Annotated in this window: 18 protein-coding genes; 4 read left to right on the forward strand and 14 right to left on the reverse strand. The window is 37.8% G+C overall.

Annotation, left to right across the window (positions count from 1 at the left end):
• Window positions 1-90 precede the first annotated feature (90 nt).
• The 3 genes from hisA to MKY80_RS15890 all read left to right on the forward strand — a co-directional run bounded on the left by hisA (window position 91) and on the right by MKY80_RS15890 (window position 2145).
• Window positions 91-858 (forward strand): phosphoribosylformimino-5-aminoimidazole carboxamide ribotide isomerase, encoded by a 768-nt coding sequence (hisA, locus tag MKY80_RS15880; protein ID WP_089986665.1) that lies wholly within the window; start codon window positions 91-93, stop codon window positions 856-858.
• On the forward strand, window positions 855-1142 hold the full coding sequence (locus MKY80_RS15885; RefSeq protein ID WP_008181526.1) for a hypothetical protein: 288 nt from the start codon (window positions 855-857) through the stop codon (window positions 1140-1142). The genes hisA and MKY80_RS15885 overlap by 4 nt, the downstream gene beginning before the upstream one ends.
• A gap of 271 nt (window positions 1143-1413) precedes the next feature.
• On the forward strand, window positions 1414-2145 hold the full coding sequence (locus MKY80_RS15890) for a GTP pyrophosphokinase family protein (protein ID WP_089986666.1): 732 nt from the start codon (window positions 1414-1416) through the stop codon (window positions 2143-2145).
• 58 nt (window positions 2146-2203) lie between these two features.
• Here MKY80_RS15890 and MKY80_RS15895 read toward each other — a convergent pair whose 3' ends face one another.
• The 5 genes from MKY80_RS15895 to MKY80_RS15915 all read right to left on the reverse strand — a co-directional run bounded on the left by MKY80_RS15895 (window position 2204) and on the right by MKY80_RS15915 (window position 7509).
• Entirely contained in the window at window positions 2204-3646 is a 1443-nt protein-coding gene (locus tag MKY80_RS15895; RefSeq protein WP_089986667.1) for an MDR family MFS transporter, read from the reverse strand.
• Between the two features lie 190 nt (window positions 3647-3836).
• Complete coding sequence (locus tag MKY80_RS15900) at window positions 3837-4496, reverse strand: tetratricopeptide repeat protein (protein ID WP_069482099.1); 660 nt, start codon at window positions 4494-4496, stop codon at window positions 3837-3839.
• Window positions 4497-4570: 74 nt separating this feature from the next.
• Complete coding sequence (gene mnmA / locus MKY80_RS15905; protein WP_089986668.1) at window positions 4571-5695, reverse strand: tRNA 2-thiouridine(34) synthase MnmA; 1125 nt, start codon at window positions 5693-5695, stop codon at window positions 4571-4573.
• A gap of 75 nt (window positions 5696-5770) precedes the next feature.
• Complete coding sequence (locus tag MKY80_RS15910) at window positions 5771-6919, reverse strand: cysteine desulfurase family protein (protein WP_089986669.1); 1149 nt, start codon at window positions 6917-6919, stop codon at window positions 5771-5773.
• Window positions 6920-7089: 170 nt separating this feature from the next.
• Entirely contained in the window at window positions 7090-7509 is a 420-nt protein-coding gene (locus tag MKY80_RS15915) for an Rrf2 family transcriptional regulator (protein ID WP_008181126.1), read from the reverse strand.
• A gap of 205 nt (window positions 7510-7714) precedes the next feature.
• Between MKY80_RS15915 and MKY80_RS15920 the strand changes: the two genes are divergently transcribed.
• On the forward strand, window positions 7715-9004 hold the full coding sequence (locus MKY80_RS15920) for a replication-associated recombination protein A (protein ID WP_043990780.1): 1290 nt from the start codon (window positions 7715-7717) through the stop codon (window positions 9002-9004).
• Window positions 9005-9215: 211 nt separating this feature from the next.
• On the opposite strand, the gene MKY80_RS15925 is transcribed toward MKY80_RS15920, so the two are convergent.
• From MKY80_RS15925 to MKY80_RS15965, 9 genes are all read right to left on the reverse strand, one after another.
• Window positions 9216-9734 (reverse strand): hypothetical protein, encoded by a 519-nt coding sequence (locus MKY80_RS15925; protein WP_043990781.1) that lies wholly within the window; start codon window positions 9732-9734, stop codon window positions 9216-9218.
• A 212-nt stretch (window positions 9735-9946) separates the two neighbouring features.
• Window positions 9947-10333, reverse strand: a complete 387-nt coding sequence (locus MKY80_RS15930; RefSeq protein ID WP_008181131.1) for a hypothetical protein — start codon at window positions 10331-10333, stop codon at window positions 9947-9949.
• Between the two features lie 124 nt (window positions 10334-10457).
• The gene (locus tag MKY80_RS15935) at window positions 10458-11222 is read right to left on the reverse strand and encodes a tRNA threonylcarbamoyladenosine dehydratase (RefSeq protein ID WP_008181132.1); all 765 of its coding nucleotides are present in this window, start codon (window positions 11220-11222) and stop codon (window positions 10458-10460) included.
• A gap of 156 nt (window positions 11223-11378) precedes the next feature.
• A complete protein-coding gene (locus MKY80_RS15940; protein WP_342530181.1) occupies window positions 11379-12392 on the reverse strand; it encodes an ROK family protein in 1014 nt (337 codons plus the stop codon).
• 18 nt (window positions 12393-12410) lie between these two features.
• Window positions 12411-13493: a MupG family TIM beta-alpha barrel fold protein gene (locus tag MKY80_RS15945; RefSeq protein WP_008181136.1), complete on the reverse strand. Its 1083-nt coding sequence runs from the start codon at window positions 13491-13493 to the stop codon at window positions 12411-12413.
• A gap of 24 nt (window positions 13494-13517) precedes the next feature.
• Window positions 13518-14852, reverse strand: a complete 1335-nt coding sequence (locus MKY80_RS15950) for a PTS sugar transporter subunit IIC (protein WP_043990782.1) — start codon at window positions 14850-14852, stop codon at window positions 13518-13520.
• Between the two features lie 40 nt (window positions 14853-14892).
• Window positions 14893-15213: a PTS lactose/cellobiose transporter subunit IIA gene (locus MKY80_RS15955; RefSeq protein WP_008181140.1), complete on the reverse strand. Its 321-nt coding sequence runs from the start codon at window positions 15211-15213 to the stop codon at window positions 14893-14895.
• Window positions 15214-15229: 16 nt separating this feature from the next.
• Window positions 15230-15541 (reverse strand): PTS sugar transporter subunit IIB, encoded by a 312-nt coding sequence (locus MKY80_RS15960; RefSeq protein ID WP_029986797.1) that lies wholly within the window; start codon window positions 15539-15541, stop codon window positions 15230-15232.
• Window positions 15542-15769: 228 nt separating this feature from the next.
• The gene (locus tag MKY80_RS15965) at window positions 15770-16945 is read right to left on the reverse strand and encodes a GNAT family N-acetyltransferase (protein ID WP_239354993.1); all 1176 of its coding nucleotides are present in this window, start codon (window positions 16943-16945) and stop codon (window positions 15770-15772) included.
• Window positions 16946-16997 lie beyond the last annotated feature (52 nt).

A 16997-nucleotide genomic window follows, 5' to 3' on the forward strand; every position in this document is an offset into this window, starting at 1 on the left:
TTATTTCGACAAATGACAATTCTCAGCTTTTATCTATATTTCCATGCTATGATAAATAAGAATTAGTGGCACGGAAGGATCGTGAAGTTATTGGAATTTAGACCTTGCATCGATTTACATGAAGGCAAAGTAAAACAAATTGTCGGGAGTACTTTAGGTACTACCAATCAAACAGTCGTTGAGAATTTTATTTCTAGTTATGATTCTAGCTACTATGCACAAATGTTTGCACAGGATCACTTAACAGGTGGACACGTCATCATGCTTGGTCAGGGAAATGAAGATGCTGCCCTAGCTGCTTTAGCTACATTTCCACAAGGGTTACAAGTCGGTGGTGGCATTACTGCTGCAAATGCCCAAAAATATATTGATGCTGGTGCCTCACATGTGATTGTCACTTCCTATATCTTTCATGATGGCAAACTCGATTTAGAACGTTTACAACATTTAAACAAATTGATCGGTAAAGAACATCTTGTCATTGATCTCAGCTGCAAAATGCGAAATGGTAAGTGGTTTGTCATGACGGATAAATGGACAAAATTTAGTCACTTCGAAGTCAATGCGGCCTCTATTCAAGATATTGAAAATTATTGTGATGAACTGTTAATTCACGCAGTCGATGTGGAAGGAAAAAAAGGGGGGATGCAGGAAAGTTTGGTACGTGATCTTGCAGCCTGGACCTCCATCCCAACCACTTATGCAGGAGGCATTCGTTCAATAGAAGACTTAGAAAAGTTTAAACAATTAGCCAACGGAAAGCTTCATATCACAATCGGGAGTGCTCTCTCTATTTTTGGAGGAGAGTTGCCCTATACAGATGTCGTGAAATATTGTAAAAAAGGCGGGATTATGTGAACCTCATTTATAAAGATTATGTTTTTCCATTTCAAGAAACGAATTTAGAACGTATCATTGATGGCAAGTATTTCAAAGTAAATAAAAAAGATCATTCTCTTGCAATTCATGTTCAACTTGATAATGAACAAATGCTACTAGAGTTTTCTAAATCGTTAAAGGCAACTTGTGGTTTCCTACGCGATCAAGAAACAGAGCCCTATATAGGAACCTCTATTGACTTACAAATATTTGTGGATGAGTTTAATAAACGGTATAACTTAAATGCTGAAATTATTAGTTAACACAAAGGGGTAGTTTTCTCCCCTTTGTTTGCAACAATACTCCCCCTCCTTCACCTTTTACAATCCATTTTAGCCTTTTTGAAACCTTTTACCTCTTATGTGAGTTATATATGATGTAGAAAGGTTTTATCCTTATGAAAAACTATCCTAACATTTAAACCATGCCAATTCTTTGGCTGCTATTTTATTGAGATGAAGGACTATTCTACATAGAATGAGAAGTGGAACATAATTAAGTATCGACAGACATAAGGGAAAGGATTTTTTAAATATGAAAACCGAACTCGAAGTAAACTCTTTAAAATCATTTCAAACTGAGTTAACACGCTTCTTTTTAGCTTATAAATTTGCTTTACAGGAAGTGGAAACTAAAATTAATATTTTGCAAGAAGAATTTAAGCTTATTCATGAATATAATCCCATTGAGCATATTTCAACACGCGTAAAGTCACCAAAAAGCATTTTAACAAAGATGTTAAAAAAGGAACTTCCTCCTACGATGGAAGACGTACGCGAAAACATTCGTGACATTGCAGGTGCTCGCATTACTTGTTCATTTGTCGAGGATATTTATAAAGTTAGTGCCATGTTGCAGGCACAGCATGACATTGAGGTTGTACAGGTGAAGGACTATATTGCTAGTCCTAAAGACAATGGCTATCAAAGCTTACACCTTATTATAAAAATCCCTATTTTCATGTCAGATCATATGGAGAAGGTCTATACAGAGATTCAAATCAGGACCATTGCGATGGACTTTTGGGCCAGCCTGGAACATAAAATTTATTATAAATATAATAAAGAAGTGCCAGAACATATTCGTGTTGAATTAAAAGAAGCCGCACTACAAGCTGCTGAGTTAGATCGAAAAATGGAGCGACTCAATAAAGAGATTAATATATTAAAGGAAAATGAGGCCGAGCCCACTTTATTAGATAGTACACCTATATCACAGCTAGCTAAATATTTTGCACAACTTCCAAACCTGAATCATAATGATTAAATCCTCTTGAACAAAAAAATCCACCTTGCTTGGAAGCAAAGTGGATTTTCATTCATAATCAAGCCTTTTCTTTGGATTTCGTCACAATAAAGAAAGATAAAATAAGGGCACAAATGGCAAATACTAAAGTTGTTATATATACATAGCTTACACCATTCGCAATGGTTCCCTTTAAAAAGCTTATTTCTTCTAGACTAAAGCCACCTTTTGCAAACTCACCATTAAGCTGAATTTCTCCTTTGCCTAATGAAGCCATTTTTTCACTCGTCGCAAGGTTAAAAACCATACCAAATAGCGCTGCACCTACCGCTTGACTAAATGTATTGGTGAAGGAATTGAGGCCAATTGAAATACCAAGTTGCTTCGGATTAGCCACCTTTTGAATGGAAATCATCAACATTGGCATTATAAAGCCCATACCAAGCCCGATTAATGAAGAGCCAAGATACACGCTTAAATCACTAGAGCCTGAAGATAGTCTAGCCAGCATAATCGTTCCCGTAACTAATAAAATCGTCCCCATTTGGATAATTCGTTTATTCGTTAAACGTCCGATTAAATAGCCAGCTGCAATGGAATTCATCGTCCAGAAAATGGACATGGGAGTTAGAAGTAGGCCAGCTTGCGTGGCATTTTTTCCAAGAACACTTTGCGCATATATCGGAATATAGACCGTCACACCAATGACAATTGACATCGTACTTAATGTGAGTGAATTAATCACCATAAGACGACCATTTTTAAACAATGTTAACGGAATAATTGGCTCTTCTGCACGTAGCTCCACCCAAATAAAAACGCCTAAAAATACAGCTGCAACGGCATACATAATGAGCGATTGACTCGATAACCATGCTTGTGTCTTACTGTTTTCGATAATGACATATAAGAGCGAAACCATTCCGACCGTAAATAGGCCAGCACCTAAATAATCAATTTTCCGCTTCACTGCTTCAAGCTGTTCTTTGTAATGTTTAACAATTAGATAAATAGAAGCTAAACCAAATGGTACATTAATGAAAAAGATAAAGTGCCATGATACTTGGTCAACAATAAAACCTCCAAATAGTGGTCCAACTACGCCTGATACGCCCCATACCATGCTTAAATAGCTTTGTCCTTTAGCACGTGCTTTTTCAGTCGTAAATAGTTCACCAACCATCGTTAATGTAATTGGTAAAATCGAGCCTGCACCTATCCCTTGGATCGCACGAAAGACAATTAATTGTTCCATTGACTGTGCTAACCCACATAACATGGAACCTAATAAAAAAATAATAATACCCGTAATAATCATCCGTTTACGCCCAAATAAATCGGCTAGCTTACCAAAAATAATCGCAGCGATAGCAGAGGCTAATAAATAAGCGGAATAAATCCAGCTTATTAAGTCTACGCCTAACAAATCTGCCGTTATACTTGGAATAGCTGTACTAACAATCGTTCCTTCAATTGCCGCAAGCGCTGTTACAAGTAATAGTGCCATAAATACTTTATTCATCGTGTCACCTATTCCTTTCCTGCATGACATACACTAACAAATTTAACCTGAAAATAAAAGAGGATGGGATAATTTTTATAAAAAATATCGAATGATCATAAAAATTTGATCCACAATACATCGACACCCTACTATAGAACTGCATAAAAAAGCAGCAAGTTCATCCAATCACACTTGCTGCTTTTATCTATTAGTTAAATCGCTGAGCAATCATATCATAAATATAACGAGCTTGATCGTATTCTGGCTGTAAGGTAAAGGCCTGTTTTAAATGATACATCGCATCCTCTGTTTGCTCTGTAGACACTGCATACAGTACACCTAAATTATAGTGGGCATCTGCATTGTTCCAGTCCTGTTCAATTAAAAGATCCAGTTCCTTCTTCCCTTGCTCAAACATCTCTAATGCACATAGTACAATTGCATAGGCTAATCGAATCTGTGTATCTTCGGGAGCAATTTCCACGGCTCTTTGTAAATAAGGCAATGCTAATTTTGGATTCTCCATACGCTCAAAACATTTCCCCATCATATAGTACACATCTGCGCCTTCGATATGATGCTTAAGTGCTTGTTCATAAAGCTTTACAGCCTCAGCATAGCGTTCCGCATTGTAATAAAGGTTTGCTAAGCCATAATAAGCTGTAGCTGCTGTCTCATCTACCGTAATAGCCTTTTGGAAAAAACGCTCTGCACGTTCTGTATCCTCTAAGACTGCTAATAAATTGCCGAAGTTTACATAACCAATAGCATTTTCTGGCTCAGCTTCTATCGCCTTTGTAAATAGTTGTGCAGCCTCTTCATAACGCTTATCTTGAAATGCTTGAATGCCCTGTTCATTATAATTCATTATTTCTTCACCTCTATGTAGCGAAAGACTGCTTCCATGAAGCCATACGGCAATAAAAGCAGTCTTAGCGCAAGTTATCCAACATATGTTAGTTTTTCATTACTTTTAAAGACTTCATCAATCGTTCCGCCACCAATACATTCTTCTCCATCATAGAGAACAACTGCTTGTCCTGGAGTGATAGCACGGACAGGCTCTGCAAATGTAATATGAGTACGTCCATCTGCTAATATTTCAACTTCTACTGGTGTATCCGTTTGACGATAACGGAATTTCGCCGTACAAGAAAATTTCCCAGGCAATTTTTTTGTCGAAGTATAGTTCATTTTTACAGCAGATAATGAAGTAGAATATAAATGCTCATTGTCAAAACCTTGTCCAACAAGTAGAACATTACGCTCTAAGTCTTTCCCTAACACAAACCACGGCTCACCATCTCCACCAATACCAAGACCATGTCGTTGCCCAAGTGTATAATACATTAAACCGTCATGTTTTCCCATGACAACGCCATCCATTGTTTCCATATTGCCTGGTTGAGCTGGTAAAAATTGACTTAAAAATTCTTTGAAATTACGTTCCCCAATGAAACAAATCCCTGTAGAATCTTTTTTCTTCGCTGTTGCCAATCCTGCTTCTTCAGCAATTTTACGTACTTCTTTTTTCTCAATATCGCCAATCGGGAACATCACATGAGCCAATTGCTCCTGTGATAGTTGATTTAAAAAGTATGTTTGGTCTTTGTTATTATCCACACCGCGTAACATTTGCACTTCTCCATCACCGCTACGATCGATACGTGCATAATGACCTGTTGCTAAATAATCAGCGCCAAGGCTCATCGCATGCTCTAAAAACGCTTTAAATTTAATCTCTTTGTTGCACATTACATCAGGATTTGGTGTACGTCCTGCTTTATATTCTTCTAAAAAGTATGTGAAAACTTTATCCCAGTATTGCTTCTCAAAATTCACAGCATAATAGGGGATGCCGATTTGATTACATACTTTTATGACATCATCATAATCTTCTGTTGCTGTACAAACACCATTTTCGTCAGTATCATCCCAGTTTTTCATAAAGATCCCGATTACTTCATACCCTTGTTGTTTTAACAAATACGCAGCCACCGACGAATCTACCCCACCAGACATGCCGACAACAACGCGAATTTGAGAGGGGTCACGTGTTTCTTTCATTGTGGTCACCTTTTCTTTTATCTATTTACAGTTAATGCTTCATAAATTGTAGAAACCTAACATGTTCTTCACAAATTATCTTTTAGCTAGTTTTTTCACGATTTGTGCTGTTTTTTCAGCTGCGTCACGTATATCTTTTTCCGTTAAATCCTGACCAAAGCTAAATCGGATCGAGTTTCGTAATTCCTCTGTACCTTGCCCAAACATCGCTACTAACACATGTGATGGATCAATCGACCCAGCGGTACATGCAGAACCACTAGATACACAGATTCCTGCCATATCAAGATTCACTAAAAATGATTCTACTTCCATGCCCTCAAAGCTAATATTTAAAACATGTGGCAATGACTGCTCTTCATCACCATTAACATGGAACGCTAATTTTTCCTGTGAAAATACATCCAGCATAATTTGCTTAAAGTGATTGTATAGTGAACGCTTTTCTTCACGCAACTTATTTGCAACTTGTATAGCCGTCGCAAAGCCAATAATTGCTGGTATATTTTCAGTTCCTGCACGACGTTTTTTTTCTTGTGCACCGCCTAATGCATAAGTAGCTAAAGGTGTTCCAGCCTTTTGGAAAAGGAACCCAACTCCTTTAGGCCCATTAATTTTATGAGCGGACACACTCAATAAATCTACTTTTAATTGAGCCACATCAATTTGTTCTAAACCATATGCTTGAACGGCATCTGTATGGAAGGTAGCTTGATGTCCTTGTAATAGCTCACCAATTTCTGCAATAGGCTGAATAGTACCCACTTCATTGTTCCCATACATAATTGTCACTAAAATCGTATCATCACGAAGTGCTTTTTGGACATCCTCTACAGCTACACGCCCTGCCTTATCCACGGGTAAATAAGTCACATCAAAGCCATCTCGTTCAAGTTTCTCACATGTATGTAACACCGCATGATGCTCTACTTGTGTTGTAATGATGTGCTTTCCCTCTTTAGCTCGTGCATAGACAGTCCCCAGAATGGCCGTATTATCAGCTTCAGTACCACCACTTGTAAAGATTATTTCTCCCGCATGAGCACCAATAGACTTGGCTAAAATGTCGCGAGCATCATCAAGATATTTGCGCGCCTCTCGACCTGCCCCATGGATACTGGATGCGTTGCCAAATACGTGTTGCATAGCAGACGTCATCGCTTCTATAACTTGGCCATTCATCGGTGATGTGGCAGCATGATCGAGATAGATATATGAATTCATGTTGAAAACTCCTTTTTAATAAAAAACGCTGGAACCCACATTATTTATCATAATTTTATGAAAAACATTCAGCATGAAATTCAATACAAACAGCTAAGTGTTTGATTTCACCGTTTATTTTTCAACTCAACTATGATACGTATGGGGAGCAGCGCTTTAGCTTAAACATTTTAAATATAGAACATATAGCCTTCCGCTACATTTTCTTCTGTGTATTGTGCTAAATCTTCAATTGTTGTTGTATCTAACACATTTTTTACTGCGTCACGAATGCGCAACCATAACTCACGTTGTGGTGCTTCCTCGTTTTCAATACCCTCTACTGGTTGAATTGGCCCTTCTAGTACACTAATAACATGGGCTGCAGAAATTTCGCTCGGTGGATTTGCTAGCATATAACCACCATAAGCGCCACGTACACTTTTTACTAAGCCTGAATTACGAAGCGGTGACACTAATTGCTCTAAATACGCCTCTGAAAGCTCCTTTTCGGCAGCAATTTTACGTAAAGGGATAGGACCCTCTCCGTAATGCTTTGCTAATTCAATCATAATCGTAAGCCCGTAACGGCCCTTTGTTGAAATTTTCATTTTATCACCCTCAATTAGTCTAGTCAAAATTACTACCAACAGTATATCATAATCTCCTCTTGATGAACTCGGAAATACACCTAGAAGGATATGATATACTAAATAATGCGATTCAACATTGTTCAACGATCCACTAGTAGCGCTGAATTTAAGTGCAAAAAAATGGATAAATAAAAAATGACAACGACTGAAAGGGGGATTTATTTTGCACAATGAACCACTTGCTTTTCGAATGCGTCCTTTAACACTTGATGAAATTGTAGGTCATCAAGATTTTATTGGTCCAAACACAGCTCTATATAAAATGATTCAAAATGAACATGTCCCTTCCATGTTGCTCTACGGAGAACCCGGCATCGGCAAAACCTCTATTGCAAATGCAATTGCAGGAAGCTCTCAGCTCCCTTTCTTTGCACTCAACGCGACACGAGCTGGCAAAAAAGATGTGGAAGATATTGTCCAAGAAGCTAGAATCTCAGGAAAAGTTCTACTTTTTTTAGATGAAATTCATCGCTTCAATAAATTACAGCAAGACACTTTGCTACCACATGTGGAAAATGGCTCGATTGTCTTAATCGGTGCAACAACAGAAAATCCTTACCACGATGTCAATCCAGCGATTCGTTCTCGCTGTGGTGAGATTTATCAACTTAAACGATTAACGAAGGAAAATCTAATGGAGCTTGTAGAAAAAGCACTTGCAGATGAAAAACGAGGTTTAGGTAAATATCATTTTGTCTTAACACCTTCACAAATTGAGCATATTGCAGAGGCAGCTAACGGAGATGCCCGAAAGGCATTAACGTTACTTGAATCCATTTACTACGCAAGTGATGAAGTAGAGGGGCAAACGATTGCAGCCGACCATATTATTGATCACTTAATTAGTCGAATTGGTGTTTATGGTGATAAAAAGGGCTCACATTTTTATAATTTACTTTCTGCCTTGCAGAAGTCTGTCCGTGGCAGTGATACGAATGCCGCGCTATATTATTTAGCACATTTATTAGAAACGGGTGATTTAGTGGCTGTCAGCAGACGTTTACTTGTCATGGCGTATGAAGATATTGGCCTTGCCAACCCTGAGGTGGGTTCTCATATGCTCGCCGCGATACAGGCAGCAGAACGTCTTGGATTACCAGAGGCACGCATCCCACTTGCAAGTGCAGTTATTGAAATGTGTTTAGCATCAAAATCTAATTCAGCTATCCTGGCAATCGATGACGCGATAAAGGCGATTCATGATGGTAAAACGGGTGATATACCTCATCATTTGCGTGATGCTCACTACGCTGGGGCAACAGATTTAGGTCATGTTGGATATCAATATCCTCATAACACACCAATCGGGACTTTTGGCGGCTGGGTAGATCAGCAATACTTACCTGATGAGCTGGTAGGAACCGAGTTTTATAAACCCGTTATTGCTGGTGAGGAAAAACGTATGGCTAGTATCTATGAAAAACTTAAATCTTTTCATCAAAATATAAAGTAGTTTTCCTAGAGCAAAGTCATTACTTCTACCATTAGAAGAGACTTTGCTTTTTTTAGCGATACCATAAAAAAAGAACCCACGAAACTTTAATGGGCAAATACATCCACTTTCCAACACTTACCACGGTTGAAAAACTAGAAATAATTACAAAAGTTCACGTAGATTCCTATTTGTATAGTCTATTTTCAGACAATAGAGTGTCTTCCACTGTCTAGACATTCATTTCATGATCAACAAATAATTTAAACTGTTGAAGACATTGCTTCACATCACCCTTTTGTACAAGCACTTCATTGCGCAACGTAGTCACTTTTTCTTTATCCTCTACGACTTCAGACATGAGGGCAAAAATATCTGTTAATAATTGCTCATTTTCCTCTTGATCGATACTAGGTAAAGAAGTAGCAGCAATATGTAATAACTTCTCGATTTTGTCTGGCGTCTTTTGTAAAGCATTAGATGAATAGAACGTTGAAGCCGCTAAAAAATAACATAACTTGGCACTACAGTCGATAAACAAATGCCAATACGTATTTGCACTAGGAATCTCCCCTGCCCGATGATCGATATATTCCTTATAAAAAGTTGTTACTTGTATATATAAAGGATTTAATTCTCGCATCGCTTTCGGATAATTATCAGATGTGTCTAAGTAATCAAATACAATGGCATTCATTTTCTCTTGAAGCTTGACAATATCTAAATGATCTCGAATAATTTGAATTTCCATTTTCCCACTCTCCCATTTGTCATTTGTTGATTCCGCACTTAATGGCTATTTTTGATTAGCTCAAAGCATCCCAAACAAACTGATCGATTATCTATTGGAATTATTCAAATTATAGCAATAAACCAATTAGAGTAGTGGAGACATGAAAAAAATAAGACAATTTCGTGAATTAATAGCATTTTATGCACATAAGAAGAACTATTTTGGTAAAATTATACCCTTTGTACATAATCGTCAAATAACGCTTGTTCCATAGTTCGATCAACAATTTCCACAATGCTTCCCTGGACATATTTTTTAATACGCTTATTAGGGATATAAAAATAAGCATTGTTTTTTATTAACCATTCACTTAATGTTAGGTCGCTATCAGCTTGTTGATTCGTTAATATGTTCTTATGCCGCAAAATATCGGCCATTTTATAAAAGCCATCTGACAATTCATAGGCAGATACATCAAAATTAAAAATGGGGCTTACAACCTGTCCAATATCATAAATATGTATCGTTTGCTTTTCTTCATCTATAGCTAACTCGACAGTGCTTATTTCATCGAAAAGGTTTAAACCTCTATACTCCATTTGATAAATTTTATCCATCTGTATACGCCTCCTTTTTATAACGGTCTTATTGTAACATAGAAAAAGTAGCCCCCCTACAAACAATAAAGGCGGCTACTTCTATGAATTTGATTCATTATGCTGTTTTGTGAAATCCTATAGACTAATAACCTTGTACGCGTGTGATTTTCACATCTTTTAAAATCGTATTAACAACCCAGCTTGCTGCAATTAATCCAGCTACTGATGGCACAAAGGCATTGGAAGAAGGCGGCATCTTCGCTTTACGAATTGCAGCATCCGGCTTCCCTACATGTTCAACAACATCTGGACGTACAACAATCGGACTTTCATCTGAAAACACAACCGTCACACCTTTATGAATGCCTTCTTTACGTAACTTTGTACGAATAATTTTTGCTAGTGGATCTGTATGTGTTTTAGAAATATCTGCTATTTGGAAGCGAGTAGGGTCCATCTTATTCGCTGCACCCATACTAGCAATAATAGGAATATTACGCTTTAAGCATTCCTTCATAATATGAATTTTATACATGACTGTATCACTTGCATCGATTACATAATCAATGCCTTGTGCAAAAAATTCTTCATACGTTTCTTCCGTATAAAACATATGCATATCAATGACTTCACAGTCAGGATTAATATCTGCAATGCGCTCTTTCATAATAGCTGATTTAGATTGTCCAACTGTAGATAGATACGCCACTAATTGTCTGTTCACATTAGTAATATCTACATTATCCTTATCGACTAATATAATTCGGCCGATACCACTTCGTGCACATGCTTCAGCAGCAAATGAACCGACGCCACCTACACCAAGAATAGCAACCGTTGTATTTTTTAATTTTTCGAGACCCTCTGTTCCTATAGCGAGCTCGTTACGTGAAAATTGATGTAACATCCTGACACTCTCCATCTATGAAATTTTATTAGTAAACCTAGTTAAATACTAAGATAAAATCAAAACCTATATTACATTTTATCATGTTATTCATCAAGTGAAAATTATAAAGAAAAAAATAGAGCAATTGAATCGATTCAATTGCTCTATGCTTCATTATACATAATTTTTTTGAAAGGTCTCTACAAAAGAACTACTAAATTGGACGTTCATTTGTTGAAGTGCCGCAATAACAGCTCCTCCTATTGGGGGTAATACAGGGGTCTTAAAACGGAACGGTAATGTTTCCTCCCTTGCCATCGCTTGAAGCCTTGGAACAAAATAATTTTCATTCGTAAACACGCCCCCACATAGGACGACAGGCACTTCTTCCTGCCCCCACACCATTCGTAAATAACATGCTTTAATGGCCTTAAAATAGTTTTTACAGGCTTCTTCAATAATTCTCTTAGCTACTAGATCACCATCCTCAGCCGCTGCAACAATATAGGCACTCAATGGCGCGATAATTGTGCGTGGATGCTCTTCTCCATAAACAGAGGCGATTAATTGTGGCACATGTTCTACAGAGAAATGTTTCAGCACAGCTTCTGTCAATATAGTACTTGGTGCTCTGCCATCATAGCTTTGTAGCACAGCCTTTAGTAGCTGGACGCCTAAATCATAGCCGCTTCCTTCATCATCAAAAAGATACCCCCAGCCACCTACTCGATGAAAATGCTGCTGCTTATCATATCCCATCGTTATAGCGCCTGTCCCCGCGATTTGCACAATTCCTGCCTTTCCAAGTGTACCCGCATAAAGAGCGATCAACGCATCATTATCGACTGTAATGGACGCGGAGCTACATACATATTGCCGCAATATAGATTCCACAATGCTCTCGGCTTGAAGCTCCTTGACACCCGCCATACCCGCAAAGCAGCTAGTAATCTCTGCCACTATTTGATGGTTTTGTTGCTGCAAGCTTTGCATGATTGAATGGATAGTTGCTTCGAAATATGGTTGATCCATAGCTGTAGGGTTACTGCGAGTCGTTTCGATTTGGGCAAAACATTGACCTTTTTCATCACAAATAACCGCCGCCGTTTTTGTGCCACCACCATCAATGGCTAAAACATACATAACACCATATCCTTTCTCATAAAGAAAAAGAGATTGATGACTCAATCCCTTCCTCTCTTATTTTCATTTCGTAAACCCAAATGACGACCACGGTTGAATGTGTGCTAGTAAAAACTGTTCTTCTTCCACAACACTTGCAACAACATTACTTGACCCAGCATTCGGGATTTCCTTTCGTACAATTTGTAGCTCTCCTTTATAACGAACATCCAAATTATTATCGATCGTGACATCGCCCACCTTTAATGGTCGTGTATCATGTACAGGAAAGTCCCCATTTTTATATTTCACGCGAGATTGTGTACTCCGAATCACATATTCAGATACATCCCCTCGATTAAAATGTGGTTCCTTATAAAGGATTGTTTCCTCTAAAATACTCGTGTCAGCTGACTGAACAAGTTTTAATTCAAGCTTATGGCGATTTAATTGTCCTAAAGCTCGTATTTCTTCCTCCGATGCATACATATTACCAATGATGCAATCATCGATTAACCCCGTGTGCCATAAATCTTTTGCTTGCACCGTAATAGAAAGGTGACGGTGCTCCTCCAATGTTGGTAAACCTTGTTCCGTTACTTCCCATGGTCCAAACTTTCCATACTGTGAGGAAATCATTGCAGCCGTTCGAATATTGTTTGCTTTAAACTGTCGAGAGGTTTGTAAAAAATGCTGACGAGATAAGCCTGTAAATTGTCTTGGATAAAAATTATGACAGCCGATAATATTTTCTTTATTTGGACGGTAGGATAAAATGTTGTCTACATATTTCGTACCATTGCTTATATTTAATTCAATTTTTAGATTACTTTCATCAAGTGACATGAATGCTTCTTCCTGACCTGAGAAACCCATGTCTAAACGTAATGCTGCCAAATGATAATGCTCTTTCAAATACCCTATATCTCTATAGGTTAAATTTAGCTCTTGAAAAACGGCTGGCGCAATATCGGCAGAGATGTCAAACCCTAACTGCTGTGCGAATTGATTAATTTGCTGTAATTTCTGCCGTTCTTCTTCCTGCTTTAATGACATCAAACATGTAAAAATACGATCAAAACCGTTGTCATGAGCTAGCTGAACATAGCGCTTCATTTCGTCTAATGTACTATGCTGTGGATACAGCGAAATACCTAATCTCTTCACTTCAAACCCTCCGTTAGTAAACGCTTATACTTCTACCTTTTGACCTTCTGATTGGGCTACAGTTGATTGTTCATTCTGTGCCGCTAAAGCAGCTTTTTGCTCGTTTTGCTTCGCCATGCGATTTGCCATAGACAGGAATGGCAGGTAAATGCATATAGCTACTAAGATTAATACGATACTCAATACTGCTCCACGCCAAGATTGTGTTACTAAGAAACCATTAATAATCGGTGGTGTCGTCCATGGGACCGCAATTGTTGCTGCAGGCACAAACCCCCATTTTGTTGCAAAGAATGCAATCGTCACATTGACCATTGGTGTTAAAATAAATGGTACAAATAAAACTGGATTTAATACAATTGGTAAACCAAATAATAATGGCTCGTTAATATTAAATAATCCAGGAGCAGCTGATAGCTTACCTACTGTATTGTACTGTTTGTTTTTACGAGCAATAATGAAGATGGCAATAATTAAGGCAATCGTTGTACCTGAACCACCCATATTAATAAATGCATCAAAGAACGGTTTATTAATAATATACGGTGCTACTTTGCCAGCAGAAATAGCTGCAACATTCGCATCGATTGCTTGAAGATTAATGGATTGCATAAATGGCTCGATAATATTTGCGCCATGTATACCAAATGACCATAAAAACGTAGGAATGAAAGCTAAAATAAGACCAGCTACCCATGTATTTGTTAAGCCCATAAAAGGCTCTTGAATTGATGAATAAAACGATCCAATAATATCTGGTACATCAAAGCCAGCCGAAATGATCGTCCGAACTAATGCAAATAATCCAATCGTAATAATTGCAGGCAGTAAAGCAGCAAAAGATTTGGATACAGCCGATGGTACACCTGCAGGCATTTTAATCAATAGTTTAGAGTTGCCAGATAATCGTGAGAACAGCTCCGCGGAAATTAAGGCCGTTATGAGGGCAACAAATATTCCTCCCGTACCTGTCGTTAATCCCGTTAAACCACCTTCCCCAAACGTACCAAATGTCATATAACCGGCAAGTCCGATAACCCCTCCGGATAATGCATCCTTGTCATAACTTTTTGTCAAATGGTAGGCAACGGAAAACGCTAATAATAGTGAGATGATTCCAAATGTTGCGCCCCAGACATTGCCTCCAAACTGTGTCCATGTCTCATGTTTCCAAATGGCATCGAGTGCATTTTGATAAAATTTGATAGGCAAATTATTAATAAGTACAGCCAGTGATCCTACAATCGTCAAAGGCATGATCGTAATAAATCCATCACGAATGGCAACTAAATGACGCTGATTCCCAACCTTAGCAGCAACCGGTACAAATTTTTCTTCTAAAAAACGGAACATTCTCATACACTCCCTTTGCTTTTTATTGTGACATCAAAATTTGATGTTACTCCCCTTTGATTCGTTCATATAATTCGATCATTTCCTGCGCTAGATCACGAAATGTAATAGCGTTCATTAAATGATCTTGCGCATGAATTAATAACATCGATACTTCGACTTTTTCTCCCCTTGCTTCCTGCGATAATAAACCTGTTTGAGAATGGTGTGCTTCGATTAATGCCTCATTCGCTAATTTAATTTTTTCCTTTGCTGCGTCTATCTGTCCCTTTTTTGCCAATTGTAGAGCTTCCATGCATTCACTTTTTGTATGTCCACTATGAACGATAAGCCCCATAATGGATTCCATTAATGCAGTTTCTTCCATCCCCCTTGAGCCTCCTTTAACCTATTAATTGTAATGCTTGCTGTAAGACTTTTTCGCCATTCATCATGCCGTAATCTGCCATATTAATAACATCGATTGGGAAATCCATGTCCTTGAATTTTGTTTCAAATGAGCCCTTTAAATAGCGTACTTGAGGACCTAATAACAGCACATCAGCTTTTTTAGTCGCTAGTACTTTTTCAACCTCGCCTTCTGCAATTGCATAAATATCTGCCTCAATATTTTGCTCCTGTGCAGCTTTTTGCATCTTGGATACTAATAAACTAGTACTCATACCAGCTACACACACTAACATAATATTTTTCATTTCAAACACTCCTTTTTTTCATTTTCCAACAGTGTAATCGCTTACTTAATCTGAGAATAGCACCTATTGGTATATACCACAATATATTTTTTACAGTAATTTTCTCCTTATGAAAGTGTTTACAAAATTGGGCTATTGCACTTTTATAGAAAAATAAACGATTCTACTTAACTGGTATAGTCCACAAAAGAATTCAAAAAAATTTTAATTTTCCTGACTATTCATTCCTTAAAAATACTCATAAAACGCTGGTTTTTCAGTAGGTAATGCCCACTGCCATTGCTGGATAATCTTCTCTTCTATAGGTTGATTGGCATATATAACAGCATCTTTTACTGACAGATAGCCAACCATCATTGCAGAAAAAAGATTAATAGGTAATGTTAACATATGCATGTCACTGATCGAATTTGTCTCAATTATTGAGACATGGCCACTTTTATTTATTTGATAGATCTGTTCATTCCAAGGACAATACTTATCTTCAATACAGACATACAATGTTTCTGGAATATCCTTCCATGGATATTGCTTCATAAATGCATGAGCATCTACTACTCTGACCATCACATCCTGTTTAACTTCCTTTTTAAATTGTGGCTCTTCGAAATAAAAGCCAAATGGCCTATGATTGGAAGTAACCCCTTTCATACTACTGACACTCGCTGCATGAGATGTCATGTAACGCCACATAGCTTGTTCTGCTGAATAATTTGCTACGATAAAATCTTGAATGTCAAACGTACCCTGCTGGATCGTATAACGGATATATCCCTCTAAATGACCCTCGTTAAAATAGGCAGCAAAATGACTATCAGGGTTCCTTCTTTCAATTCTTTTCCACCATGCATCATCACGAATCATACCACCATTTTGAGCAATAGCCATTGCCTGATGAAATTCCTTGATCTTTTCGAAAAGCTCGGAGTCTGGCCATTCAAAGCTCATCCGTTTGACGACATCTAATTGCTTCCCAAATGAAGGGAACATCGATTGTGGTATTGTGTAATATAATTTCTCAAAGAACAACTCCCATCCGAAATGACGATAGAAGGACACAGAAAATGGTGCTAACACAGAAATGATTTGTCCATTTTCACGCATATTTTGTAGAGCTTCTGTCATCAATTTTTTTATAATTCCCTGCTGACGATACTCAGGATAGGTAGCGACAAACCCTATGCCTCCCATCTTGTAGCTAATACCATGCACGGTCATATTGAGTGGTAGAATTAATAGCTGCCCCACTACCTTTTTGGCATCATAGGCACCTAGTGTTGCACTATGCTCAATCCAATAGTGAAAATCCTCTCTACGTGGCCCAGTGTATTTATTTGGAAAACAATAATCTCGTAATTGATGGATCTGCCCATAATCGTTCGGTGAGACGATACGAATGTCCATATAACCACCCCTTTTAGAACTGAATATTCTTATAATTAAATAGCTAAAAATC

Origin of the sequence: Lysinibacillus sp. FSL R5-0849, assembly GCF_038595075.1 — a bacterium.
Taxonomy (GTDB): Bacteria; Bacillota; Bacilli; order Bacillales_A; family Planococcaceae; genus Lysinibacillus; species Lysinibacillus fusiformis.